Below are 26,920 nucleotides of genomic sequence, written 5' to 3'. Positions count from 1 at the left end.
ATCACAAATGAAATCAAAAATCACGAATTGGTTACGAATAAAGAATTTATTTTTCCCAATTTTTTCAACAGTTGTTTTATTTACTTGCCTGTTCACTTGTTGCTTGTATGCTGACCAGTTATCAGGCAAAATTATTGTTGTTGACCCCGGTCATGCAGCCAGGAATTCCGAAGGTAAAATTGTTAATTATGGCTGTAAAAGTTCTAATAATACAAAAGAAATAGATGTAGTTATAGATATTTCGGAAGTTATAGGGAATATGTTTTTAAATGAAGAGGCAACCGTTTATTTTACACGCGACAGAAAAAGTTTCTGGCGTACTGCAAAAAGTCAGGATGACGATAACCAGTCCCGTGCCCAATTTGCCAATTCCAGGAATGCGGATGTTTTTTTGCGTATCCACTGCAATTGGGCGCCGAATAAAAAAAAGCGCGGTGTTTCTGTTTTATGGTATAAAGATGATTCAAAAAAAATGGCGGAAATTGTTTTTGAAGAAATTAAAAAATCAGGAGTTATTATTGATTGCATAAGAAAACAGCACCTTGTAGGGTTTGAATTTGCAAAAGTACCGTCAATTTTAGTTGAATACGGTTATCTTTCAAATGTTGAAGATGAAAAATTATTAAAAAATAAAAAATATCTGCAAAAAGTTTCAAAAGCAGTTTGTGCTGGTTTAGAAAAATATTATAGTCTGAATAATAAATAAATTATGTTTACATATCCGGAAAAATATGATGTGATTGTCGTAGGTGCGGGACATGCAGGTTGTGAAGCGGCATTATCTTCAGCCCGTATGGGGTTAAAGACACTTCTTTTAACTATTAATGCTGACACCATTGCCCAGATGTCATGCAATACTGCTATCGGCGGTGTAGCAAAAGGGCAGATTGTCCGTGAAATAGATGCTCTTGGCGGTGAGATGGCAAAAAACACCGATGCTTCCGGAATACAATATAGAATTTTAAATAAATCAAAAGGTCCAGCCGTCCAATCACCACGGGCGCAATGTGACAAAAAACTTTATCAATTTACAATGAAACATACAATTGAAAAACAGGAAAATCTTTCTTTGAAACAAGCTGAAGTAACGGAAATATTAACAGATGATAATAAAGCAATCGGTGTTATCGCCAAACCATCAATAAAGTTTTTAGGAAAGACTGTAATTGTTACAACAGGTACTTTTCTAAAGGGACTGATTCATATCGGTGAGACGACGTTTAATTCCGGCCGTTCCGGTGAATTTGCAGCAATGCATCTTTCTGATTCTTTAAAAGAACTTGGGTTTGAGGTCGGACGGCTTAAAACAGGGACACCGCCAAGGATAAACGGGAGAACAATTGACTATTCAAAATGTATTTCTCAGCCCGGTGATGAGCCCCCTGTTCCGTTTTCACATTACACATTGCACATTACACAGAAGCAATTACCCTGTTGGCTTACATATACAAGTGAAAAAACACATAAAATTATTGCGGAAAATTTCCACCGGGCGCCGCTTTTTTCCGGACAGATTAAAGGTATCGGTCCGCGGTATTGCCCGTCAATTGAAGATAAAGTAAAAAGGTTCACGGATAAAAACAGGCATCAGGTTTTTCTCGAGCCGGAAGGATATGACACCGAAGAGGTTTACTGTAACGGGCTTTCCACAAGTTTGCCTTACGATGTTCAGGTAAAAATGTTGAGAACGATTGCAGGACTTGAAAATTGTGAGATGATAAGACCCGGGTATGCGATTGAATATGATTTTTGCCAGCCGACACAATTAAAACCGACATTAGAAACAAAGCTTGTTGATAATCTTTTTTTTGCAGGGCAAATTAATGGAACTTCGGGGTATGAGGAAGCTGCAGGACAAGGATTAATTGCAGGGATAAATGCTGTTTCAAAAATTAAGAAAAATAAACCTCTTATTCTCGGTAGAGAAGAAGCGTATATCGGTGTTTTGATAGATGATTTGGTTACGAAAGGTATTTTGGACCCCTATAGAATGTTTACAGCTCGAGCTGAATACCGTTTGCTTTTGCGTTCCGACAATGCAGATTTGCGGCTGATGGATTACGGGTATGAATATGGGCTGGTTGATGAAGAGATTTTTAAAAGATTTCAAAAATATAAGACTTTTGTTAAGCAGAAAAACATTGAATTTAATGAAAATATTTTACCTTGGACAACAGAAATGGTAAAATATGAAAGTGAGATTGAACAGAAATATTCCGGTTACATAAAAAGACAGATTGCGGATGTTGAAAAATTTAAAAAAATAGAAAACAAAAAAATTCCGGAAAAAATTGATTACCATAAGATACCGGGGCTGCTTACGGAAAGCAAATATAAATTGGACCAGATTAAACCTCTTTCTATCGGTCAGGCGTCCAGGATTTCAGGGATTACACCTGCTGATATAGGTATATTAATGATTTGGCTTAACAAAAAGAAATATGAAAAAGTAGCATCAAAGTAATTATATGTTTTTTCTGATTTTTAATTTTATATTTTATATTTATCTTTTTTCAATGTATCCGACAATATCACCGTATCGTGATAGTGGTGATATGATTGTTTCAGCATCCTCGCTGGGCATTGCCCATCCGCCAGGATATCCTTTATACGTCCTTCTCGGGAAAATATTTACCACAATAATTCCTTTCGGGAACATTGCCTACCGTATAAATTTAATGTCCGCATTTTTTGGAGCATTAAGTTGCGGAGTATTATATTTATTGATTAAAAAGCTGAACGAAGAATATTTTAAAGATAAGAATCTGCCGGTGGTTTGTATTTCATTGTTTGCCGTATTCCTTTTTTGTTTTTGTTCGTCTATGTGGTCGCTAAGTATTGTTTCTGAAATGTACTCATTAAATACTTTTTTTGCTGTTTTGATAATTTATCTGGTTGTCAAGCAAAACTGGTTACTTGCTGTATTCCTTTTTGGTCTTGGTCTTGGGAATCATCATACACTTGTGCTTTTAATACCCGGAATTGTGTATTTGCTTATTCTAAAACTAAAAGAGTGGAATGATAAAAAGCCGACAAACAGGTTCCCTTTTATCAGTTTACTAATAGTTTTAATTGCCGGTTTATCAATTTACCTTTTCTTAATAGTTCGTTCTGCTCAAAACCCTGTTACTAACTGGGGGACACCTTCAGAATCAATCAGGAATTTTACCAGAGTCTTAACCCGGGCCGATTATGGCAGTATTCGTCTTCACCCGGAAAGAAGTCCGGTTGAACAGAATCTTACAACTATGCTTGAAAACCTTATTCAATTTCTGGTAGTTTCAGTCCGGCAGTTTAGCTACTGGATTCTTCCTGTTTTAATTTTAGGTATATATTTTTCAATAAAGAAAAAGAGTTTTTTGGCATTATTTTTGTTTTGGTTTTTTTCAGGTCCTGTATTTTTTATAATTTCAAATTTATCTTTAAAAGATAAAACATCACTTCCTATATTTGAGCCATATTTGATAATACCCTTAATTATTTTTACTATTTGGATTAATTTCGGGTTTATTGCTTTTTTTAATATATTTAAGTTTGTTAATGAGAAGATAGTCTTTTTTCTGATTATTACATGCATTTTCATTTTGACAACTTTTAAAATCTCAATGTTAAACAAAAGGTATGAATTTATCGCTTATGATTATTCAAAGAATCTGATGAGAACTTTGCCGTATAATTCCATATTGTTTAATCCTGACGACACTACTACGTTTACTTTGAAATATCAGCAGGAATGCCTTGCTAAAAGAAAGGATATAAAGCTTGCAGTTTTTTATAAAACTTTATGGGGTTATGAGCAACTACGGAAAAAGTACCCGGAAATTCTGCCAAATTATGAGATTAAATCCGGTGTTGAGCTTGAGAATGTATTGCTGTCATATAGTTATGATAGATTTCCGTTTTACACCGATAGTATAATTAAAGTTCCTGCAAAAGGTAAGTTTTTGCCCAAGGGGCTGCTTTACGGTAATAATGATTTTTCTAATTCAGAACAGATGTTTGATTTTTATGTTGAACCGCGGTTTTCAGGAGAAGTTAGATTTTTCACTCAACAAATATTAAGTTATTATGCTGCGGGTTATAATAATCTTGGGCTTGTGTTTAATGAAAAAAAAATATATAATAAAAGTATACTGTTCTTTGAAAAGGCAATTGTTTTCGACCCTTCACTTTCGCAGGCATATAATAATTTAGGGGTAGTATACTGGGCTAAAAACGACTACAAAAAAGCTGCCGAGTATTTCAAGGTGTCGCTTAAATATGCACCGGAAGATAAAGGCGTCAGAAGGAATCTTAATTTAGCAGAAGAAAAAATAAAATGAATCCCGAAATTACAAAAATATTTTTGCACGGGTTAGAATTATTAAATATAAAACTTAACCCCGTGCAAATTGAGCAATTTTCAGTTTATCTGCAGGAGTTGAAAGATTGGAATTCAAAAATTAACCTGATAGGTCCGGCAACAGATAAAGAAATAATTGAAAAACATTTTTTGGATTCACTAAGTGTTATTGCCGCTTTTACAAGTTCCGGTATTAAACTATCTAATCCTAATTTATCATATAGGAATTTGAATGATGTAGTTGCCGACCTTGGTCGGCATAGCTTGTTAGATGTTGGTAGTGGCGCAGGTTTTCCAGGAATACCGGTTAAAATAGCGTTACCTGAAATATCATTGACTCTACTAGATTCTTCAAAAAAGAAGACAGAATTTTTAAGGCATATTTGCAAGAAATTAGATATAGAAGCAAAAATTATTTGTGACAGGGCAGAAAATGCAATTAAATCATCAACGGCAAAATATGATATAGTAGTGACAAGAGCAACAGCTAAATTACAAAAAGTAAAAAAATTATGTCTTCCGTTTTTAAATGAGAACGGGATTCTAATATTACAAGTTGGCAATAAAATGGATATTAAAAATGACAATGGGGGTATTGTGAAAAAAATTAATCCACCTGATGAAATTTTACCCGGCAGGACAATTCTGACTATTAAGAAGAAGTCTGCAGGGTTTACTTTAATTGAATTGATGATTGTTGTGGCATTAATTGGTATTCTTGCCTCAATAGTTATACCTAAATTTGCAGAAATGATGAGAAGAACAAAAGAAGGAAAAACTAAAGGTGATTTGGGTAATTTAAGAAGTGCCATAGGACTTTATTATGGTGATATGGAAGGCATGCAATATCCACAAAATGCTGCTGCTATTTCAAATGAAAGCGGTCCCGTACAAACAAAATATTTATCAAAGATGTCATCTGTAAAGTTAGGTGTACAGGCGCATGGAGACACAAACGATATTAACGATTTTAACAATGGAGATGCTTTAACTGATTTAGGAAACTGGGGATATGTTGCAAGTAGCGGCAAAATGTTTGTTAATTGCACCCATACTGATGTAAAAGGTGGGGTAATAAGCGGTTGGTAAAAATTTATTTTATTAAATAAATTTTTATGGGTTCGTAGCTCAATTGGATAGAGCGAATGGCTTCGAACCATTAGGTTAGGGGTTCAAGTCCCCTCGAACCCTTACGATAGTATCTGTGTAATCGTTTTAAAATCTGTGTAATCAGCAGCCCTTAACAAATTTTGTGAAGGGCTGCTAAAAGATGTAAAGGAGGAGCAATGTTTGAGATATCGGAATTTAAGGGGAACAAGGTTATTGTTTTAAAGAGGACTGAAGATGATAAATATCCATTTACCTTTGGTGTTTCAAAAGCGAAACTTTTGCTTGAACACATAGAAGACATCAAAAAATTCGTAGAACAAAACAGTTAGTTTTGTTGTTCAACTTTATTTTACTAATCTCTAATCACTAATAACTAATTCACTAAAAATTTGTCTGTGACAAATTTTTTGGGGGTGTAGCTCAGCTGGGAGAGCGCCTCGTTCGCAACGAGGAGGTCGTGGGTTCAAATCCCTTCACCTCCATAATGTTTTACTAAAAGTAAAAAATTCCCTGACTACTAAGTACTCACGCACACAAAAAAGGAAAGTATTCCGTAGTTTGTGGTTAGGGAGAGGATATTGTTTTTGTAGAAATCAAAACTTTTATGGCATATATAGTTTTAGCAAGAAAATATCGTCCTCAAACGTTTGAGGATATAGTAGGTCAGGAACATATTGCACGTGTTCTGAAAAACGCAATAAAAGAAAAAAGGATTGCACACGGTTATATTTTTTCGGGACAACGCGGGGTTGGTAAAACGTCAACAGCGAGAATCTTTGCCAAAGCGTTAAATTGTAAAGATAACAGTAGTGAAGAACCATGCAATAAATGTGTTTCCTGTCTGGAAATAACAAAAGACAACTCACTTGATGTTTTAGAAATAGACGGTGCTTCAAATAGAGGTATTGATGAGATAAGAAGTCTAAGAGAGGATGTTAAGTACGCTCCTTCTTCTTCAAAATACAAAATTTATGTTATTGATGAAGTACACATGCTCACCACAGAGGCTTTTAACGCACTTCTGAAAACGCTGGAAGAACCTCCCGCACATGCGATTTTTATATTTGCTACAACTTCCACCCAGAAAATTCCGCCGACAATTCTATCGAGATGCCAGAGATTCAATTTCAGACCATTATCAATTAAGGAAATAAGCGAACAATTATTGAAAGTTGCCGGAAAGGAAAATATAAAAATTGACGATAAAGCAATTGCTATTATATCCCGCTCAGCAGGTGGAGCGCTAAGAGATGCATTAAGTATTTTTGACCAGGTTATATCATTTTGCGGTTCTGATATTACTGCACAGGATGTTATTTCAATCCTCGGGATTGTTAAAGAAGATATACTTTCCGAAATGATTGCCGATATTTCAGCTAATGATACTAAAAAACTCTTGCAAACTGTTGGTGAAACCGTCTTAAACGGTTACGACCCGTTAAATATAGTTACTGATTTGCAGGAGTACATAAGAAATATTATGCTTTATAAAATTTCACCGGATTTGGTTTCTACTGTTTCGGATAAAGAAAAATTAAAATTATATTCACAGAACTTTTCGGTTGATATATTATTACGTTTTATAGATATGCTTTCCGAATGCGTTTATGGGATGAAAAACGCCGAGCAGCCCATACTAATTCTTGAGTCTTATTGCGTAAAACTTACGCAAAAATATGTCGGACTTGACGAAATAGTAAGCCGGTTAGAAGCAATGGAATCTTCATCTTATAATACACCTGAACCGGGGGATAGGGAAATAACAATTTCTGATAAAAAAACTATTCCACAGAAAAACGTAGTTGCAAGTTCAGCTTCTTCCCAAGTATCATTGGAAAAAGTCAAATCGGTCTGGAATGAACTATCCAAGGATAGCAGTATTAAACCAAGGGTTTCAGCGGCAATTTCGGGTAGTGATATATCACAAGAATCCAACGGAGTATTTACTTTAGAATCTGATAATTCATTTAATTTGGAAACAATTGAGTCAAATAGAAATATCTGGCTGCCGTTCGTAGAAAAAAAACTTGGAGGAAAATTTAATTTTGAAACCAAAGTTAAATCTAAAAAAGACACAGAATTAGAAGAAGTGGAATCTAATGAAGATACTGCGGAAATCATAGAGACTGAACCGGAGAATAACCATTCGGCACCTCAACCATCTAAACCAGCAGTTACCAAAAAAGGAACATCCAAAGAAATTTACGAAAAAGAGCCAATAGCAAAAACTATAGTAGATTTATTCGGAGGAGAAATAGTAGAAGAATAGAAATTATATGTTCATTAAATCTTTCTTCTCCCCAACGGGGAGAATATTAAAGATGAGGGGGCATTTCTAAAAAATTATAAAAAATGATAAAATCGCTTAACCAGTTAATTGATGTTTTTAAGAAACTACCGAGTGTTGGACAAAAGCAAGCTGAGCGGTTTGCTTTTTTTATATTAAAAACTCCGGAAAGTGAGGTTGAAAATCTTGCAACAGCATTAATTAATGCAAAGAAAAGCATAAAGACCTGTTCAGTTTGTTGTTCGCTTTGTGAAAAAAGCCCTTGTGAAATATGCTCAGATGATACCAGGGACAGGAAAACAATTTGTGTGGTTGAGAATTATACGGATTTACAGGTAATAGAAAAAACATGGAAGTACAAAGGACTTTATCATGTTCTTCTTGGTGTCCTTTCCCCGCTTGATGGTGTTTACGAAAGTAGTTTAAGCATAAAACTTTTAACAAAACGGCTTGATGGCATAAAAGAAGTCCTGATTGCAACAAACCCGACAGTTGAGGGAGATGCAACAGCAATGTACATTTCACAGGTTCTGAAACCATATAATGTAAACATTACCCGACTAGCCAAAGGTATCCCGTCAGGCGGCAGCATAGAATATTCAGATGAAATAACACTAATAAATGCCCTTGACGGCAGAAAAGAGATTTAGTATAATACTTTTAATATTTTTGCAAATAACAGCAGTAAAATATTTCAATTAATTACTAACTACCAATTACTAATTACTGACTCATTAATTCAGGCGTAGCTCAACGGTGGAGCATCCGGCTGTTAACCGGAGGGTTGTAGGTTCGAATCCTACCGCCTGAGTGCGATAAGACAAAAGTCGTTATGAAGGTCTATTTTCCGTCGAGAACTGTCTGGTTCGAATTTCAAAATCTCCAAATCGGCATTTTCAAGCATTTTCGAACCGTTCAGTTCTTTTGTTTTGGATGCAATAATCTTCACAAATAAAAAATTACTATATGCAAAAGTACTTGCATATAGTAATTTCATTTAGTATAATGTCACTTATGGTAAAAAGAAAGCACTGGCTTAGAAGGATTGAGTTGTTGTGGCGGGAGCGATCTGTTTTATGGCTTTCCGGAGTTCGCAGGGCTGGCAAGACAGTTTTATCACAAACATTACCGCATGTTGACTATTATGATTGTGAACTACCGAGAATACGCGGTCTAATGGCTGATCCTGAAAAATTCTTAAAAGAAAGAAAAGGAAAACGTATTGTTCTTGATGAGATTCATCGATTAGATAATCCTTCAGAACTATTAAAAATTGCAGCAGACCACTACCCCAAGACAAAAATCCTTGCCACCGGTTCTTCATCACTTAGTGCTTCTACAAAATTCAAAGATACATTAGCCGGAAGAAAGGCGGAATTATGGCTAACGCCACTTATTTCTGATGATTTAAAAGATTTCGGTAGGTACGACATTAAACACAGGTTTCTTTTCGGAGGGTTACCTCCATTTTTTCTTAGTAAAAAACTTCCTGAGAAGTATTTTCAGGAATGGATTGATGCTTATTGGGCAAAGGATATTCAAGAACTTTTCAGGTTGGAGCGTCGCAATTCATTTCAAAAGTTTTTTGAATTACTGATGATTCAAAGCGGAGGAATTTTTGAAGCCAGTAGATTTTCAAACCAGTGTGCAGTAAGTCATACCACTATTTCTAATTATTTAAGAGTATTAGAAGAAACGTATGTTGTTCATGTTTTGCGACCATTTAGTACCTATAGGAGCACTGAAATTGTTGCTGCGCCAAAAGTATATATGTTTGACACAGGATTTGTCTGCTATTACCGAGGATTGCACGATTTAAAATCAACCGAGTTTGGGCAAATGTGGGAACATTATGTGCTTAATGAACTTCAATCACAGATGCAATCAAGAAATATCCGTTATTGGAGAGATAAGCAGGGGCATGAGGTTGATTTTATTATTGAAAGAAGGGGAGAAGCTCCTATTGCAATAGAAGCAAAGTGGTCAAGTAATGCTTTTGATTTTGCAGGATTAAAAATATTTTTACATCAATATCCAAATGCAAAAGCTTTTTTTGTCAGCAATGATTTGTCACAGCCGAAAACAAAAAATATTAATGGTATTCCTGTTATACATACCGGACTTAAAGGGCTTATACATTATATTAGTCAGGATATATAATAAGCATAATTCAAATAGGGAAATTATCTAACCATTTAACAGATTTTTTATTTGAGATTTGGCAGTTTCCGGGCAGGCAAATACCTTAAACCAGTTCAAAGTTAGGAAATCGTCCCATCGCTAGAGTCTATTTATTTTGGTCCCCTACCGGAGACCAAAATAAATGATCCCGAACCGAAGGTTAGGGACACCTTAAGTTTTTGACGTAGAATATTATCTCTCCGATAATACATTCTAGCATAAATTAACCACTGAAATAATCGGTGGTTTTTTATTGGTTGAAAAATACCTTTTAAAATAGTAAAATAGAACTAACGATTTTTGAAACAAACTAGGGAATGAGGGCGGGTTAGGAGGATGTTTATGTTTTCAAAGTTTAAAAATAATTTATTAGGATATATTTTTCTTTTTGCCTTTGCTGTAATTATAATGAAAAGTCGATTAATTATTTTTTTTGTGTTTCTTATGTTTCTTTATTTACTTACAGATATTTTTACAAATGATATACATAAAAAATATCCTTCGCTTTCAGTGAAATTTCTTTTTTATCTTTTCTATTTGCTGTTGATTTCTGCATTTTTTATTTTATCTTTTAAGGTTATACCGAAATTTATAAGTGATTTTCCAAAATATTTTAATCTTATAGAATACGAGATTGCAAAGTCAGTTAAATTAATTTCTGATGCTTATGATATTGGATTTGAATATAATGATTTCAAGCAGAGCTTATTTTCCGATGAAGTTCAGTCTATAAAACAATTTGTTGTTTTGTTTAAAGGAATATCAGTAGGGATTTCGTATTTTATTTTTGCAATTGTTCTGAACTTTTTATTATTTATTGAGAAAAATAAAATATCCGAAATGTTTAATTTAAAAAAAGGCAGCATAATGGCGTATTTGTTTAATTTTTTAAATGAGAAGGTGGGTATTTTTTACTTGTTTTTTAAAAAAATAATGGGAGGGCAGGTTATTATTTCCTGCATAAATACAATTATTACTCTGGGTATTGTTATGATTCTAAATCTACCCCATAAAATAACTTTAGTGTGCCTGGTTTTTGTTTGTGGTTTATTTCCGATTATTGGTAACTTGATTTCTAATACTATTTTATCAGTAACTGCTTTGATATCACAAGGTGTAGTACCATGTATTATATGTTTAATTTTTCTTATTGGTATTCATAAGCTTGAGTATTTTCTCAATAGTAGAATTGTTGGTAGGATTGCCAAATTACCCATGTCTGTAACACTTCTTGCCCTTTTAATATCTGAAGTAATGTTTGGAATCTGGGGTATTTTAGTGGCAATACCATTGTTTCTTTTCATTAAGAATGAATTTGAGGAACTTAGTAGTTCTACTTAATTGAACCGGAATATTGCAATAAGGGGATTTACATATGTATGAATAAGAAGATGTCTGTAATGGGTGTTGGAGGAAAAATCGCTGTTGTTCTTATCATTTCCCTGGCAGTAACTGCAGGGATAAGTTTTTTATTTAAACCTATGTTTAGGATAACTGAAAATAGTAACAAACTATTTACCGTTGCAGTTGCAATGATAATTACTGGTTTTATATTAAATCTTATTGCAGCGTTTAGTATGTTAAACGCTTATGGGAAAGAACAATTAGCGACAGGTGGTTTATATTCTATTTTTCTTAATCCGATGTACACATTTCAGATTCTTGTTACAGTACCGGGTCTTCTTTTGTTTTTTAATTCATGGTTTGTAATGATTACAATTATTTCCGTATTTATTGCGTTTAAAGTATTTGTAAAAAAAGAAGAAAAATACCTGGAAGAAAAATTCGGTAATCAATACAAGGACTATAAAAAGAAGGTATTATTTAAATTCCTTTAGGAATAATCCAAAATAAATAAAGATAAGAAGTCACAAAGAAAGGCAGGAGTTGGTGATGTTAAAAATTCTTACAATACACGGTAGTCCGCATAAGGGACAGACTTACGATGTTACCACAGAATTCCTAAGCAGGCTCAGAAATCGGATGGAAATAGACGTAAAGGATGTCATTCTTTTTCAGGAACGATTGGCGCTCTGTCAGGGATGCGGGATATGTGTCATGCATGGCGAGGAGAGGTGTCCTGCTAAGGACAGGATGCAAGAGATTCACTCTATGATTAGGGACGCTGATGCCACTATCGTCACTACGCCTGTCTACTCACTTCAGGTCACGGCACTGGTAAAAAATTTCATTGAACGTTCCTCTTATATCATGCACCGGCCGAGTTATTTCGGCAAGTGGTTCATGTCGCTTTCGACCCAATTCATCGGAGGTGACAAGGATGTAGCGAAATACCTGGCGAGCGTAATGCGATTTTGGGGATTCAACATAATTCCCGGATTACGCTTAACAATGGGACAGGATAAGAATGTAATCGGGAGGAAAATTAACGATGCAGTTAGCCGGTTTGAATCGATTGGGAAGCAGTCCGGATTTCCGGTCCCGACATTGAAGGATTTAATGATGTTCAGGTTCAGACGGTAGATGATTACATCAAAAAGCTATTCGGATATATTTCCCAGAGATGTTGAATATTTTAGGGAAAAAGGCTGGCTGAAATCACCATATTACTATGGTGTTAACCTGAATCCTTTGATGAAGGTTGCCGGGCAATTTTTTGACACGTTGGGGCGAAAAATGACTAAAAGCGATAGTAGAAAGGTAGAATAAGGAGCAAGTGGACTGATGAATTACCTTAAGAGTATTTTACTGATAATTATTGTTTCGTTGTTCGGCGGTATGCTGCAACATTCGATTGTGCAAGCGAACCTTGTAATGCTTTATATTCTCGTTGTCGTTATAACAGCGTTAAAATGGGGACGAGGACCTTCTTTTTTTTCTGCAATCCTGTGTGTTCTTGTTTTTGATTTTTTCTTTGTGTCTCCGCGTTTTTCCATGACGGTTGCAGATACGCAGTATCTGATAGTATTTATCACATTATTTGTTGTCGGTATGGTAATAAGTAATTTAGTATTAAAGTCAAAAGAACAAGCCGAAGTAGCTAAAAAACTTTTTGAAGAAGCTCAACAAGCAAATGCATTACGAGAAGCAGAGAAACTGCATACTGCATTTTTGAATTCTGTATCTCACGACTTAAAAACCCCTTTGTCATCAATTTTGGGTTCATTAAGCAGTATTTTAAATAGCATAGATATGGACACAAAAAGCAAACAATCCTTAATTGAAACAGCATATGAAGAATCCAGCAGAATGAACCAGCTTGTAGGTGATTTATTGGATATGGCGAGGGTTGAAGCCGGTGCATTAAAAATAAGCGTTAGTCCTGTGGAAATAAGGGATTTAATAGGTACGGTATTAAAACAGATGGAAGCAGTTTTAAAAGATTTTAAGGTAACGGTTGAAATACCTGATAATTTGCCGGAAATTTCAGTAGATTTTCCGCTCATAATTAAGGTATTGAGAAATATTCTGGATAATGCGATTAAATATTCGCAATCTATCAAAGAAATTAAAATAGATGTAAGATTAAAAGAAGGTTTTATTGAAATAAAAATCTATGATTATGGAATAGGCATACCAACATCTGATTTAAAGCATGTTTTTGATAAATTTTATAGGGTAAAAAGACCAAAGAATTATGAAGGAACCGGACTGGGTTTGTCTGTCTGCAAGGGTATAGTTGAGGCACACAAAGGGAAAATCTGGGCAGACAATTTTCAGGGTGGAGGTACAGTTATTACTATAACGTTGTCTTTATTATGATAGAAAATAAAAAAGAAAACGGAATCAGAGTGTTGATTGTGGATGATGAAAAATCAATCCGCAAATTTTTATCTTTATCGCTGGCATCCTGCGGATACTTGATATCAGAAGCGATAAACGGAAGAGAAGCCATCGAAGCGATATCTTTGTTCAGACCCGATGTTGTAGTTCTTGACCTTGGTTTACCTGATATTGATGGTATCAAAGTAATAGAAGAAGTACGAAAACAGAACCAGGTGCCGATAATAATTTTATCCGTGCGAGACAGTCAGGAAGATAAAATAAAAGCATTAGATAAAGGAGCAGATGATTATCTTACAAAACCTTTTGGAATTGAAGAGTTATATTCCAGATTAAAAGCTGTTCTTAGAAGGACTTTAAGAATCGAAGACGAACCTGTTTTTAAATCCGGAAAATTGGTTGTTGACTTAGCTAAAAGAATCGTAAAGGTTGGCAGTAAAGAAGTTGATTTATCTCCTACAGAATATGATATTCTTAAACTACTTATCCTGAATGCCGGAAAAGTTATCACACAGCGAAAGTTGATAAAACAGGTTTGGAATAAAAATCCGGACGAATATGAAGGCACGGAACATCTCCTACGTGTAACAATAAGTAACTTACGCAGTAAAATTGAGATAGACCCATCAAGACCGGAATTTATTATTACAGAACCAGCCATAGGGTATAGACTAAAAAATATTTAAATTTTCTTACTTCCTGTCATTTTTGACACTTTTTTGACTTGTATGCTTTTGTAATTAAATATATACTCAATTTTATAATATGAGATTTGGATATTTATTGTTTGGTTTTCTGGTGTTAATGAATATACTTTTAAACCATAGCCGAATCTATGCTGTTGTGCCATATCCTCTGCATATAGAAGAAAAAGATAATATATATACGGAAAAATATTATACAACGGAAGTCATCGATAAAATTATAACTAACAAAAAACAGAATATAATGTTACTAAATAATCTTAAAAAGGAATTAACCCGGAATAAGCAGAATTCGGAAAATATCAAAGTTCTTGAATCTAATAATAAACAGGAAATTATTTTTCTGGTTAATTTGAAAAATGAGTTGATACAAAAACAGGGAGAGGAAATATTGCCTTTAATATCAATAAAAAACAAAGCTTATTGGGTAGTCATCGGCGCATGTATTGTGTTGGGAATTATTATAATACTTGATTAGTCGAGTGGAAGTATAATAAAAAATGAAAATATCTGATTTGGTAAACTTAATTGAGAGAACACACCAGAGAATATGTTCTCTGGTGTTTATTTTGGGGGCAAGAAATGGATATACTTTTTGTGGGAATAATTATTTTTCTAGCAGCTGTTTCTTTTGGATTTATTGTTCTTTGTGATAAAATTTAATTTTTTGGGGGCGTTATGACAGCTATTTACTGGATTGGCGGCATAGTTGCGTTTCTGTTATTTATTTATCTGATTATTGCACTTCTGAAACCGGAGGCGTTTTAGTGAATCCGAATAATCTTATCCAGTTTATAATATTTTTAGTCGCACTGATTCTGTTAGTTAAACCGCTTGGTATCTACATGGCTCGTATCTATGAAGGTAAACCAATCGGCATCAATGTGTGGTTTGCATTAATCGAAAAATGGATTTACAGGATTGCGGGAATTGATCCTGAATTTGGAATGACATGGAAAACCTATGCGGTAGCAATGATGCTATTTAATATTCTGGGTATAATTGTTGTTTACTTAATTCAGCGTCTTCAGTCGCATCTTTTTTTGAATCCGATGGCTTTGCCGGCGGTACCTGCGGATTTATCTTTTAATACTGCGATTAGTTTTGCAACAAATACGAACTGGCAGAGTTACGGTGGCGAAACCACTTTAAGTTATTTTACCCAAATGTTAGGGCTCACCGTGCAAAACTTTGTCTCAGCCGCAACCGGTATGGCAGTACTTGTCGCTTTCACAAGAGGATTTATCCAGAAGCAAATCAAAACAATCGGTAATTTCTGGGTTGATTTAGTCAGGTCAACTCTTTATATATTACTGCCCCTCTCAATTATTTTAGCGGTGGTTTTAGTTTCGCAAGGGGTAGTTCAAACATTTAAACCAAGCGAGAAAGTCGCATTACTCCAAACAACAAAAGATGCAAACGGAAAAGTTGTCTCAGAGCAGGTGCTCGCCTTCGGACCCGCAGCGTCGCAGATAGCCATAAAGCAATTGGGCACAAATGGCGGCGGATTCTTTAATGTCAATTCTTCTCATCCGTTTGAAAATCCTACACCACTATCAAATTTCTTAGAAGTTTTGTCTATACTTTTAATATCAGCCGCGCTTTGTTACACTTTCGGGTATATGGTCAAAGACACCCGTCAGGGTTGGGCGATATTAATTGCGATGCTGATTATTTTTATTCCCTGTCTTTTTACATGCATACATTACGAACAAAAAGGCAACCCATTATTTAATGGATTAGGTATCGATCAAAAAGCAACTGCTTTTCAGTCTGGCGGCAATATGGAAGGAAAAGAAGCACGTTTCGGAATAGTAAATTCTGCAATATGGGCAACGGCCACAACTGCCGCTTCAAACGGTTCGGTAAATTCAATGCATGATTCTTATACGCCACTCGGCGGCTTAATACCGATGTGGCTTATGCAACTGGGAGAGGTGATTTTCGGAGGTGTCGGTTCCGGACTTTACGGCATGCTCGCATTTGTAATTGTTGCCGTTTTTATATCCGGTCTTATGATAGGCAGAACTCCTGAATATCTTGGTAAAAAAATAGAATCCTATGAAATGAAAATGGCTGCACTTATACTGTTAATCCCGCATATGTGTGTTTTAATCGGGACAGCCATATCTGTTGTTCTGCCCTCGGCGAAAGCAGCTATATTTAACCCGGGGGTACATGGTTTCAGTGAAGTGCTTTACGCTTTTACTTCTGCGGGTAATAATAATGGGAGCGCATTTGCCGGAATAGGCACAAACACTTTTTTTTACAATATCGCTTTGGGATTAGCAATGTTTTTTGCACGCTACTTGCTCATAATACCGACGCTTGCTATAGCGGGTTCACTTTCCAATAAAAAAATTGTGCCTGTAAGCCAAGGGACATTACCGACACACACACCACTTTTTATTTTATTTTTAGTAATGGTTGTTTTAATCGTTGGGGCGTTAACGTTTTTTCCGGCGATGTCTTTGGGTCCTATTGTCGAACATTTGATGCTAAAATAGTTTTTGTTGGAAAAAGCATAAAAACTAAGATAAGAGAAATTTCATGGAAAAATCATATAAATCAAAATCATTGTTTGAACCGTCAATTGTGGGGCCGGCTATAATTAATTCATTTAAAAAATTAGACCCGAGACATCAAATAAAAAATCCTGTAATGTTTGTGGTGCTGGTCGTCAGCATATTGATAACCGGATTATGGATACAGGCAGTGCTCGGTAAAGGTGAAGCTCCGTCAAATTTTATTTTGGCAATAACATTATGGCTCTGGGTCACTTTACTTTTTGCCAATTTTTCCGAAGCGATGGCAGAAGGACGGGGAAAGGCGCAGGCGGCAAGTTTAAGGAAAGCCAGAAAAGATACTTTCGCAAAAAAGCTTTCAAGTTCTCAATATGGTTCCAAATATGAAATGGTTTCAGCTGCCACTTTAAAAAAAGAGGATGTCGTGCTTGTCGAAACAGGAGATACAATTCCGATGGATGGTGAAGTTATAGAAGGTGTAGCATCCGTTGATGAAAGCACAATTACAGGAGAAAGTGCGCCGGTTATAAGAGAAAGCGGAGGAGACCGTAGCGCTGTTACAGGTGGTACCCGCGTACTTTCTGATTGGTTGGTTGTAAAAATATGTTCAAATCCCGGTGAAACGTTTTTAGACCATATGATTTCAATGGTTGAGGGGGCCAAAAGACAAAAAACTCCAAATGAAATAGCCCTTAGCATTTTGCTGGCGGTATTTACTATTATTTTTCTTTTGGCATGCGTAACGCTTTTGCCATTTTCGATTTACAGCGTAACTACATCTTGTCACGGAGTACCTATACCGGTTACGGTTTTAGTCGCATTGCTTGTGTGCCTGATACCTACTACAATTGGTGGCTTATTACCGGCTATCGGTATCGCCGGTATGGACAGAATGATTCAGGCGAATGTTATTGCTACCTCAGGTCGTGCGGTTGAAGCAGCAGGAGATGTAGATGTTTTACTGCTGGATAAAACGGGAACAATAACGCTTGGCAATAGGCAGGCGGTTAGTTTCGTGCCGGCTGACGGAATCAGTGTTGAATCGTTAGCAGATGCGGCTCAACTTGCTTCTTTATCCGATGAGACACCGGAAGGGAGGAGTATTGTCGTGCTGGCTAAACAAAAATACGGAATAAGAGAACGCCAGATCCACGAACTAAACGCAAAATTTATTCCTTTTTCCGCACAAACACGGATGAGTGGTGTCGACTTAGGTGACGGCAGACAAATCAGAAAAGGTGCTGTTGATGCCATTGAAATATACGTAAAACAGCTCGGTGGTTTTTTTCCCGAGGATTTGAAATCAAGTATTCAGTCCATATCCAAAACCGGGGGTACCCCGCTTGTCGTAGCGGAACATAAACGTGTACTCGGGGTTGTTCAGTTGAAAGATATAGTAAAAGGTGGAATCAAAGAGCGGTTTGCGGAGTTGCGCCGGATGGGAATCAAGACGGTAATGATTACGGGTGACAATCCATTAACGGCAGCGGCAATTGCCGGAGAAGCGGGTATGGATGATTTTTTGGCTCAGGCAACTCCCGAAGCAAAATTAAAATATATCCGCGAGATGCAGGCTGGTGGACGGCTTGTGGCAATGACCGGTGACGGGACAAATGACGCTCCCGCACTTGCACAGGCGGATGTTGCCGTTGCTATGAATACCGGAACTCAGGCGGCAAAAGAAGCGGGGAATCTTATTGACCTTGACTCTAATCCTACGAAACTTATAGAAATAGTCGAAATCGGAAAGCAGCTGCTTATGACACGGGGATCACTGACAACGTTCAGCATCGCTAACGATGTCTCAAAATATTTTGCGATTATTCCTGCTGCATTTGTAGGAATTTATCCGGCACTTGGCGCATTAAACATTATGCATCTCGCCACCCCGGCAAGTGCCATTTTGTCGGCTGTTATTTTTAACGCTCTCATTATTATAGCCCTGATTCCACTTGCCTTGCGAGGTATTCCTTATAAACCGAAGCCGGCAAGCCGGCTTTTGCGTGATAACCTGTTTATTTACGGTGTTGGAGGAATAATATCGCCATTTATCGGGATTAAATTGATTGATATTATTTTGGTTGCGCTGCGTTTGGTTAAATAGCGGAGGAATAAGATGTTTCGAAAACAGTTAAAGCCGGCAATTTTGATTTTTATTATTTTGACAATTATTACTGGAATTCTTTATCCGCTTTTTATCACCGGAATTGCAAAAGTATTTTTTTTAAAGCAGTCAAACGGAAGTTTGATTTACAAAAATGGCAAACCGGTCGGTTCATCGCTCATCGGACAAACATTTGATGACCCAAAATATTTTTGGGACCGCATTTCTGCTACCTCTTCTTTTCCCGACAATGCAGCATCTTCATCCGGCTCCAATTTGGGACCTTCAAATCCTGTGTTGATAGAAATGGTGAAAATACGAATAAAAGCATTGAAATCAGCCGACCCAAACAATATAAATTCTATTCCGGTTGACCTTGTTACTTCATCTGCAAGCGGCTTAGATCCTCACATCAGCATAGCTGCTGTTAATTATCAGATTCCAAGAGTAGCACGTGTTAGGCGATTGCCGCAGGATACAATCAAAACTATTGTTCGCGAATATACTTCCGGCAGATTTTTAGGATTGATAGGAGAGCCGGCTGTAAACGTACTGGAACTGAATTTAGCGTTGGACGAATACAAAAAATAGTGGCATATAAATTTAATTTGAGGTATAATAAAATTTATGGAACGACCAAATCCGGATGAATTACTAGCGAAAGTTAAAGCCGAAGAATCCCATCGCGGCAAACTCAAGATTTTTTTCGGGGCAGTAGCGGGTGTCGGTAAAACCTACTCAATGCTTGAAGCAGCAAGAGCACGGAAAAAAGAAGGTATCGATGTTGTTATAGGCTATGTGGAGACTCATAAGCGTCGCGAAACAGAAGCACTTCTTGAAGGTCTTGAAAGCATTCCTTCCAAAAATTTCCTTTATAAAAATGTTGAACTGCTTGAGTTTGATGTTGACGCTGCACTAAAAAGAAGACCTCGTATTATATTGGTCGACGAATTAGCACACACAAATGCACCTGGCTCCCGTCACCCGAAACGCTGGCAGGATGTTGAAGAACTGCTCGGCAAAGGCATTGACGTCTACACAACATTAAATGTACAGCACTGCGAAAGTGTAAATGACATAGTTGCTCAGGTTACCGGTATTATTGTGCGGGAAACAGTACCCGATACGTTTGTTGAAAAAGCAGATGAAATAGAACTTGTGGATTTACCTTCCGAAGAACTTCTCAAGCGACTCAAGGAAGGCAAAGTTTATCTAGGTGAACAAGCCGAGCGTGCTGCCCAGCATTTCTTTCAGCCCGGCAATCTTATGGCATTGCGTCAGTTAGCTCTGCGTTACACAGAACGTAATGTTGATTCCCAATTAATGTCATATAAAAAATTACATTCCATATCAAAAGTTTGGAATGTCAGGGATCGGATTTTAGTATGTATCAGTCCGAGTCCTTCAGCGATACATTTAATCAGAGCAGGAAAACGCATCGCCTCGGATTTGGGGGTGGAATGGATTGTGGTATATGTTGAGACCCTTTCGGAATTACCTTCTGAAGACAAAACCAGAATAACTGAAATGTTGAATTTTGCAGAAAAATTAGGAGCACGAGTTACAACAATCAGCGGTCAGGATATCACAGAAACCTTAATTTCATATGCACGTTCAAAAAATATTACAAAAATGATTGTAGGAAAACCCGGTAAATCAAAATTCCGTGAAATTATTTTTGGTTCTGTAATTGACAGGCTGGCCCGTAAATGCAGGGAGATAGACCTGTATTTGCTGAGTGGAGATGTTCAGGAACAACCGGTTAAGTTTAAACAAACAGTATTGCCACCTTTTTCATGGAAAAATCTCGGCTGGACTGTTTGTATAGTAATGTTTTGCACTTTTGTTAACTGGATTTTATCATCTCGACTGGCAGTTGTAAATATGATAATGATTTATCTCCTCGGCGTGACATGGATTGCCTTCAAATATGGACGTCGCCTGTCGGCTATTGCATCGTTTCTCAGTGTTTTGTTGTTTGATTATTTTTTCATTTTACCGTATTTAACGTTTGCAGTAGCAAATACCGAGTATATTTTTACATTTGCAGTTATGCTTATTGTGGGTTTGACCATATCCCATTTGACCGGTCGGCTCAAAAGGCAAACTTCTACTATGCGAATGCGGGAAGATAGAACTCAGACTTTATATTCCTTGAGCCGTGACTTATCTAAGAGTTCCTATCCTGATGAACTTTTTAAAATTGCTCAAAACCACATTGAAGAGTTTTTTAAAAGCAGAGTGGTCATTTTTACTGCGGATAATAATAATAAGCTTTTTCTTCGTTTCGGTAATGATAAAAAAATAGAATTGAATTCAAACGAACTTGCAGTTGCACAATGGGTTTATGAAAACAAAAAAGCTGCAGGTAATAGTACGGATACTTTACCCGGCTCAAAAGGGATTTATTTGCCTTTTATCGGTTCGGAAAAAGTAGTAGGGGTAATGGGTATTTTTCCGGTTGAAGAAAAAGAGTTTGCCGACCCCGACCAATTTCACATGCTTGAAATGTTTGTTCATCAGACATCGCTAGCGGTTGAAGGTGCTCAACTTGCTGCTGCTGCTTTTGTTGCAGAAAATAAAATAGAAAACGAGCGCATAAGAAATTTACTTTTGACCACTTTTTCTACCGAACTTGTCGATCCGTTAACATCTATATCTCAGATAGCATTGGAATTGTTGAAGCCGGAAAACATCAACAATGAATCAAAACGCTCAGCATTGATAGGAAAAATGAATAAAATCGTAGAGCGATTAAACTCTCTTGTTACTGAATTGCCAAAAATAATAGATTCCGGTAGATAATTATTTACAATAATAATTTCTCAATAGTTAAGTAGAAATAAATATTTAAAAAAACCGCTGATTTGTTTCGGTGGTTTTTTTAATGATTGAAAAAAAATGAAAAAGGAGTATAATTTAAAATAGTTAAATGATAAAATGTTATGGCTGATATGCTTGGGTTGCATTGAAAAGATAGCGGAATTTATAGACAAAATCTAACTGGCAAAAAAGTAAGAAATGTGATTTAATGTCAAAAATCAAGATTTATCTAAGGAAAAAGTAATGAGGTTTTATATGAATTTAACACAATTAAAGGAAAAAGAAAAATGTAGGATTGTTGGTGTAGAAGGTGGGCAGGATATAATCAGAAAATTAGAGGCACTGGGAATAAGAAAAGGAATCGAAGTTACCAAAATAAGTTCACAGATTTTCAGAGGACCTATTTTAGTACAAGCGGGAAGCACGAATATTGCCATAGGTTATAGTATGGCAAAAAAAATATCAGTACAATGTGAAATGAAAAAAATACTGCTTATTGGTAATCCTAATGTAGGTAAAAGCGTCGTATTTTCAAGATTGACAGGAATAGACGTAATATCCTCAAATTATCCCGGGACAACTGTTGAATTTATAAAAGGTTATTTAAGGCATAAGGATGAACACTATGAAATTATTGATGTTCCCGGAACATATTCATTGGAACCTACAGCAAAAGCAGAAGAGGTTGCTATTGAAATGTTAGATGACGGTGGTGACATTATAGTAAATATAATTGATTCAACAAATCTTGAAAGAAATCTCAATCTGACACTCCAACTTTTAAAGAAAAAAATCCCTATGATAATTCTATTGAATTTCTGGGATGAGACAAAACACAAAGGCATTTCAATTGACCATAACAAACTTGAGGAAATACTCGGAGTGCCTGTTATACCTTTATGTGCGGTAACAGGTGAAGGTATAACTAACACTGTTGATAGATTGGATGCTGCGAAAGTGAGCGAATTTTCTTATGATTCTAATGAAATATGGCAAAAAATTGGAGAAATAATTAAAGCTGTCCAGACACTTACACATAAACATCATACAATTTTTGATACATTAAGTGATATTTCTATAAAACCGTTAACTGGCATACCATTTGCGTTAATTATACTTTTTCTTACATTTATGGTTGTCAGGTTTATCGGTGAGGGGCTTATAAATTATTTATTAGACCCTTTATTTAACAGAATATATTATCCTCTTATAATAAAGATTGCGGGTTATATACCATTGGACATTATAAGGATGCTGCTTATAGGGAAAACACCGGTTGTTATGGAATCGTTTGGATTTCTTACTACAGGTATTTATATTCCATTTGTTGTTGTTCTCCCGTATATTTTTTCATTTTACTTTGTTTTAAGTATTCTGGAAGATTTTGGTTATCTTCCGCGTGTTGCCGTACTTTTTGATACAGTCTTTCATAAACTTGGGATGCATGGATATTCATCAGTTCCTATTCTTCTTGGTTTGGGATGTAAGGTTCCTGCACTTCTTGCAACACGAATACTTGAATCAAAAAGGGAAAAAATCATAACTATTATACTCATTCTGATGAGTGCCCCGTGCATGCCTCAGACAGCTATGATATTCTCTCTTGGAACAAAATATGGAATAAAAACTGTGTTGCTGATTTTTTCTATTTTGTTAATGGTAGCTGTATTAACAAGTTTTATATTAAATAGAATATTAAAAGGCGAAGTGCCGGAATTGTTTGTAGAAATTCCCCCATACCGTATACCAATGCTGGCTACACTGTCAAAAAAATTACAAATCAGGATTAAGGGTTTTATAAAAGAAGCCATACCGATGATTATACTTGGTATAATAATAATTAATATTTTTGATCTGCTCGGAATAATAGATTTTATCTCAAAAATATTAGGTAAACATCTTATGATATTCCTTAATCTTCCTGAAAAAATTGCTGCGGTTATGATTCTTGGATTTTTAAGGAAAGACGTTTCTATTGCAATGCTTGCCCCATTCAATCTTGATTCAAAGCAATTTATAATTTCAAGCATTTTTTTGGTTTTATATCTGCCTTGTGTGGCATCATTTTTTACTCTCAAAAAAGAAATGGGTTTTCGAACTACAATTTTAATTGTTACTTTAACATTTTTCTCTGCTTTTTCAATTGCATTGCTTTTGAATTATATATTATAACCTGCTGGTACTGTGAGATTAAACGGGGTGATATAAATGACAATTAACAAAGAATGGCATCAGAAAAACAAAATGCCAAAAAATCCAAAAACTGAACAGAGGCTAAAGTGGCATCTTGAACATTCTAAAAATTGTTTTTGCAGACCAATCACGAAACAATTGTTGGATGAGATAAAAAAAAGAGGAATTAAGTAAATATAGATACAGCATCTACCAAATTTCTTAAACACCGATAATAAATGTCGGTTTTTTTATTTATTTTATGATGCTTGCGGTTTGTAAAATTAGTATTTTTTAATCTTATTTTAACATCATTTTAATGATAAATGTGGTATATTTTCACCCAGGATGGGTATTTGTAAGTATCACTGGAATTTATAATCGTTGTGCGTATGGAGTATTTATGGATTTAATTTATCAGTTTTGTAAAAATAATATAGACATAATATATTTCATTTATGGATTTGCATTTGTAATGATGGGTTTTGCAATATTTATTCAACCTAAAAAGGGAACTCAGTTTAAATTTGCAAACATACTATGGCTTTTAGCGTTATTTGGCATAATACACGGAACCAACGAATTTTTAGATATGTGGTTAATAATAAAAGGCTACAACCGCAGTTTGGAGGTAATTAAATTATTTGTTCTTTTCATGTCATATTTTTGTTTACTTGAATTTGGTATTAGAATTTTTTGTTTATCAGATATTACACATTTTGTCTGGCGAAAAAAAATTGTCGATTTTGCAAGATGGTGGACGCTGCTGATTATTATCTTTTTAATTTATGTTTTTAATTTTATTCCGGGTGATTTTATGAAAATTGGAAATATTTGGACAAGATATCTTTTGGGACTTCCCAGCGGTATGCTTAGCTGTTTTGGAATCCTATCTTATTACAAACATGAAAAAGAAATAATAGAGCCGTTTGGGGTTAAAAAATATGTTTTTACTGCATCAATATCTTTATTAATCTACAGTATTTTAGGCGGATTGGTAGTTCCAAAAGGTAATTTCTCCCCTTCAAATTGGCTTAATGTGGATTCATTTATTTTGGTAATACACATTCCTGTTCAACTATTCCGTGCAACATTAGCCTTAATAATATTGTGGTCAGTAATTAGAATAATTAGTATTTTTAATCTGGAAATAGAAAGTAAACTTGAAGAATCTAATAAAAACTTAATCGAACTGGATAAACGTAAATCTGAATTTGTTTCTATGGTTTCCCATGAACTGAAAACTCCCCTGACCAATATTATCGGGTTTGCTCAAACGATGTTGAGTTTAAAGTCAAACGTTGACGAGCAAAGACAATATTTGGAAATTATTAATTTGGAAGGCAAACGTCTTGCTACTCTTGTTGACGAGTTTCTTGATATTTCCAAAATCGAGGTCGGCAATTTCAAATTGCAAATTAGTCGTGTTAATATTCCCAATTTGGTGAAAGAAGCAATAAATATCACTAATGTTCCGGAAGGAATACAGATTGAGTTAAATTTCTTCGCTGATTTTCCTATGATTTATGGTGATGATAATAAAATTAAACAGGTGATTATAAATATTCTGGCAAATGCCATAAGATATACTCCAAAGGGCGGGAATATTTCAATAAGAGGAGAGAGCGAAAACGATTCCGTTATTGTTAGCATTCAGGATACCGGTCCCGGGATAAAAAAAGAAGAACTTGAAAAAGTTTTTGAAAAGTTTTATCGCAGCGATGATGAAGTGTCAAAAAAAAGCACAGGTAGTGGTCTCGGTTTGGCAATAGTAAAAAGTATAGTAGAAGCCCACAAGGGGAAAATTTGGGCAGAATCTGAAGAAGGAAAAGGGAGCAAATTTGTTTTTATTCTTCCTATTGGTTGAAAAATATATTTGAATATAGTGGAGCCCCACCGACTAAAGTCGGTGGCACCTGCTCCATCTTCGGCGAAATCCACCGAAGCATCCGCCACAAAGCGTTGGCGGATACCCTTTACGCATTCATCCCCCGACTTCGTCGGGGGCATTCTGCGTAAGCGGGTAAAATAAAACAAACGGCTTGATTTTTTATAGATAAAAAAATCACAGGAGTTATTATGAAAACATTGATTTATTACTTTTCAGGGACAGGAAATTCGCTTAAGGTTGCAAAGGAAATTGCTTCAGGACTTGGAGACGCTGAAATAATTTCCATTCATGACGCTATTAAGAAAAATACAATCGTTAATGCTGATAAGGTTGGATTTGTATTTCCGGTTTATATGTGGGGTGTACCGTCAATTGTTGTGGACTTTGTAAAAAAGAATCAAAATCTGAAAGGAAAATATATTTTTTCAGTTGTTACTTGCGGTGGAAGTCCGGGAGCAACAAATGTACAGCTAAAAAAGTTAGTGGAACAAGCCGGCGGAATTTTAAGTGCTGCATTTTCAGTTAAGATGCCCGGAAATTATGTGCCGCTTTACGGTGCTAAACCTTTGGATGCACAGGCTAAATTATTTGAGAAGGCAAAAACAAAAATAGCTGAAATAATCAGTAAAATAAAAAATAATGAAAGCGGGATAGTAGAAAAAAACAATTTATTTACCAATCTGGTGTTATCGGGTATAGTGTATTCCATATCAATGCCGCATATTCATGAAATGGACAAAAAATTCTGGGTACAGGATTCGTGCAATTCATGCGGTATTTGTCAGAAAGTGTGTCCTGTAGAAAACATTTCAATCGAAAATGGAAAACCTTTTTGGAAACATAAATGTGAGCAATGTATGGCGTGCATTCAATGGTGCCCTTTAATAGCAATTCAGTACGGCGAAGGAACAGTTGAAAGGACGAGATATCATCACCCGGATATTAAATTGCAGGAAATAATGAAATAAATTCTAACTTTAGGTGAAGGAATTTATTTGTATTAGCAACCGACTATATAGTGTTGGTTTTTTTATTGA

At 35.6% G+C, this 26,920-nt stretch carries 23 protein-coding genes and 3 tRNA genes; all 26 read left to right on the top strand.

The genetic code is table 11. The features are described from left to right. Window positions 1–7: 7 nt before the first annotated feature. The 26 genes from PHE88_01545 to PHE88_01420 all read left to right on the top strand — a co-directional run bounded on the left by PHE88_01545 (window position 8) and on the right by PHE88_01420 (window position 26,851). Window positions 8–706: an N-acetylmuramoyl-L-alanine amidase gene (locus PHE88_01545; GenBank protein ID MDD5686499.1), complete on the top strand. Its 699-nt coding sequence runs from the start codon at window positions 8–10 to the stop codon at window positions 704–706. A 3-nt stretch (window positions 707–709) separates the two neighbouring features. Continuing rightward, window positions 710–2,464, top strand: coding sequence for a tRNA uridine-5-carboxymethylaminomethyl(34) synthesis enzyme MnmG (gene mnmG, locus PHE88_01540; GenBank protein ID MDD5686498.1), 1,755 nt, complete (start codon window positions 710–712; stop codon window positions 2,462–2,464). 4 nt (window positions 2,465–2,468) lie between these two features. Next, window positions 2,469–4,322, top strand: coding sequence for a DUF2723 domain-containing protein (locus PHE88_01535; protein ID MDD5686497.1), 1,854 nt, complete (start codon window positions 2,469–2,471; stop codon window positions 4,320–4,322). Beyond that, window positions 4,319–5,431 carry a 16S rRNA (guanine(527)-N(7))-methyltransferase RsmG gene (rsmG, locus tag PHE88_01530; protein ID MDD5686496.1) on the top strand — a complete coding sequence of 371 codons (1,113 nt, stop codon included), beginning with the start codon at window positions 4,319–4,321 and terminating at the stop codon, window positions 5,429–5,431. Before PHE88_01535 ends, rsmG begins: the two co-directional genes overlap by 4 nt. 28 nt (window positions 5,432–5,459) lie before the next feature. Continuing rightward, window positions 5,460–5,533 (top strand) — tRNA-Arg (locus tag PHE88_01525). 95 nt (window positions 5,534–5,628) lie between these two features. Next, a complete protein-coding gene (locus PHE88_01520) occupies window positions 5,629–5,781 on the top strand; it encodes a hypothetical protein (GenBank protein MDD5686495.1) in 153 nt (50 codons plus the stop codon). A gap of 80 nt (window positions 5,782–5,861) precedes the next feature. Continuing rightward, window positions 5,862–5,934, top strand: a tRNA-Ala gene (locus PHE88_01515). A gap of 122 nt (window positions 5,935–6,056) precedes the next feature. Continuing rightward, a complete protein-coding gene (gene dnaX / locus PHE88_01510) occupies window positions 6,057–7,721 on the top strand; it encodes a DNA polymerase III subunit gamma/tau (protein MDD5686494.1) in 1,665 nt (554 codons plus the stop codon). An 83-nt stretch (window positions 7,722–7,804) separates the two neighbouring features. Next, a complete protein-coding gene (recR, locus tag PHE88_01505; GenBank protein MDD5686493.1) occupies window positions 7,805–8,389 on the top strand; it encodes a recombination mediator RecR in 585 nt (194 codons plus the stop codon). A gap of 89 nt (window positions 8,390–8,478) precedes the next feature. After that, a tRNA-Asn gene (locus PHE88_01500) sits at window positions 8,479–8,550 on the top strand. A gap of 203 nt (window positions 8,551–8,753) precedes the next feature. Continuing rightward, window positions 8,754–9,899, top strand: a complete 1,146-nt coding sequence (locus tag PHE88_01495; protein ID MDD5686492.1) for an ATP-binding protein — start codon at window positions 8,754–8,756, stop codon at window positions 9,897–9,899. A gap of 363 nt (window positions 9,900–10,262) precedes the next feature. Next, the gene (locus PHE88_01490; protein ID MDD5686491.1) at window positions 10,263–11,261 is read left to right on the top strand and encodes an AI-2E family transporter; all 999 of its coding nucleotides are present in this window, start codon (window positions 10,263–10,265) and stop codon (window positions 11,259–11,261) included. Between the two features lie 38 nt (window positions 11,262–11,299). After that, window positions 11,300–11,758, top strand: coding sequence for a methyltransferase (locus PHE88_01485; GenBank protein MDD5686490.1), 459 nt, complete (start codon window positions 11,300–11,302; stop codon window positions 11,756–11,758). Between the two features lie 55 nt (window positions 11,759–11,813). Further along, window positions 11,814–12,404, top strand: a complete 591-nt coding sequence (locus PHE88_01480; protein ID MDD5686489.1) for an NAD(P)H-dependent oxidoreductase — start codon at window positions 11,814–11,816, stop codon at window positions 12,402–12,404. Beyond that, entirely contained in the window at window positions 12,405–12,590 is a 186-nt protein-coding gene (locus tag PHE88_01475; GenBank protein ID MDD5686488.1) for a hypothetical protein, read from the top strand. It begins immediately after the preceding gene. 15 nt (window positions 12,591–12,605) lie between these two features. Continuing rightward, window positions 12,606–13,643 carry a DUF4118 domain-containing protein gene (locus PHE88_01470; GenBank protein ID MDD5686487.1) on the top strand — a complete coding sequence of 346 codons (1,038 nt, stop codon included), beginning with the start codon at window positions 12,606–12,608 and terminating at the stop codon, window positions 13,641–13,643. Further along, complete coding sequence (locus PHE88_01465; GenBank protein ID MDD5686486.1) at window positions 13,640–14,350, top strand: response regulator transcription factor; 711 nt, start codon at window positions 13,640–13,642, stop codon at window positions 14,348–14,350. The genes PHE88_01470 and PHE88_01465 overlap by 4 nt, the downstream gene beginning before the upstream one ends. A 118-nt stretch (window positions 14,351–14,468) precedes the next feature. After that, the gene (locus PHE88_01460; GenBank protein ID MDD5686485.1) at window positions 14,469–14,846 is read left to right on the top strand and encodes a hypothetical protein; all 378 of its coding nucleotides are present in this window, start codon (window positions 14,469–14,471) and stop codon (window positions 14,844–14,846) included. Between the two features lie 289 nt (window positions 14,847–15,135). Beyond that, the gene (gene kdpA, locus PHE88_01455; GenBank protein ID MDD5686484.1) at window positions 15,136–16,875 is read left to right on the top strand and encodes a potassium-transporting ATPase subunit KdpA; all 1,740 of its coding nucleotides are present in this window, start codon (window positions 15,136–15,138) and stop codon (window positions 16,873–16,875) included. Between the two features lie 43 nt (window positions 16,876–16,918). Beyond that, window positions 16,919–18,997: a potassium-transporting ATPase subunit KdpB gene (gene kdpB, locus PHE88_01450; GenBank protein MDD5686483.1), complete on the top strand. Its 2,079-nt coding sequence runs from the start codon at window positions 16,919–16,921 to the stop codon at window positions 18,995–18,997. Window positions 18,998–19,009: 12 nt separating this feature from the next. Further along, window positions 19,010–19,588 carry a potassium-transporting ATPase subunit KdpC gene (kdpC, locus tag PHE88_01445; GenBank protein MDD5686482.1) on the top strand — a complete coding sequence of 193 codons (579 nt, stop codon included), beginning with the start codon at window positions 19,010–19,012 and terminating at the stop codon, window positions 19,586–19,588. Between the two features lie 36 nt (window positions 19,589–19,624). Continuing rightward, window positions 19,625–21,802 carry a sensor histidine kinase KdpD gene (locus PHE88_01440; protein MDD5686481.1) on the top strand — a complete coding sequence of 726 codons (2,178 nt, stop codon included), beginning with the start codon at window positions 19,625–19,627 and terminating at the stop codon, window positions 21,800–21,802. A 273-nt stretch (window positions 21,803–22,075) separates the two neighbouring features. Continuing rightward, window positions 22,076–23,992 carry a fused ferrous iron transport protein A/B gene (locus PHE88_01435; GenBank protein ID MDD5686480.1) on the top strand — a complete coding sequence of 639 codons (1,917 nt, stop codon included), beginning with the start codon at window positions 22,076–22,078 and terminating at the stop codon, window positions 23,990–23,992. Window positions 23,993–24,028: 36 nt separating this feature from the next. Next, a complete protein-coding gene (locus tag PHE88_01430) occupies window positions 24,029–24,187 on the top strand; it encodes a hypothetical protein (protein MDD5686479.1) in 159 nt (52 codons plus the stop codon). Window positions 24,188–24,395: 208 nt separating this feature from the next. Further along, window positions 24,396–25,859, top strand: a complete 1,464-nt coding sequence (locus PHE88_01425; protein MDD5686478.1) for a HAMP domain-containing sensor histidine kinase — start codon at window positions 24,396–24,398, stop codon at window positions 25,857–25,859. 212 nt (window positions 25,860–26,071) lie between these two features. Continuing rightward, the gene (locus PHE88_01420; GenBank protein ID MDD5686477.1) at window positions 26,072–26,851 is read left to right on the top strand and encodes an EFR1 family ferrodoxin; all 780 of its coding nucleotides are present in this window, start codon (window positions 26,072–26,074) and stop codon (window positions 26,849–26,851) included. Window positions 26,852–26,920: the final 69 nt, after the last annotated feature.

Source organism: Elusimicrobiota bacterium (assembly GCA_028718185.1).
In the GTDB taxonomy this organism is placed as follows: Bacteria; Elusimicrobiota; UBA8919; order UBA8919; family UBA8919; genus JAQUMH01.
Note: the sequence above shows the minus strand (reverse complement) of the source record. Positions and strands in the feature narration are given on the sequence as shown.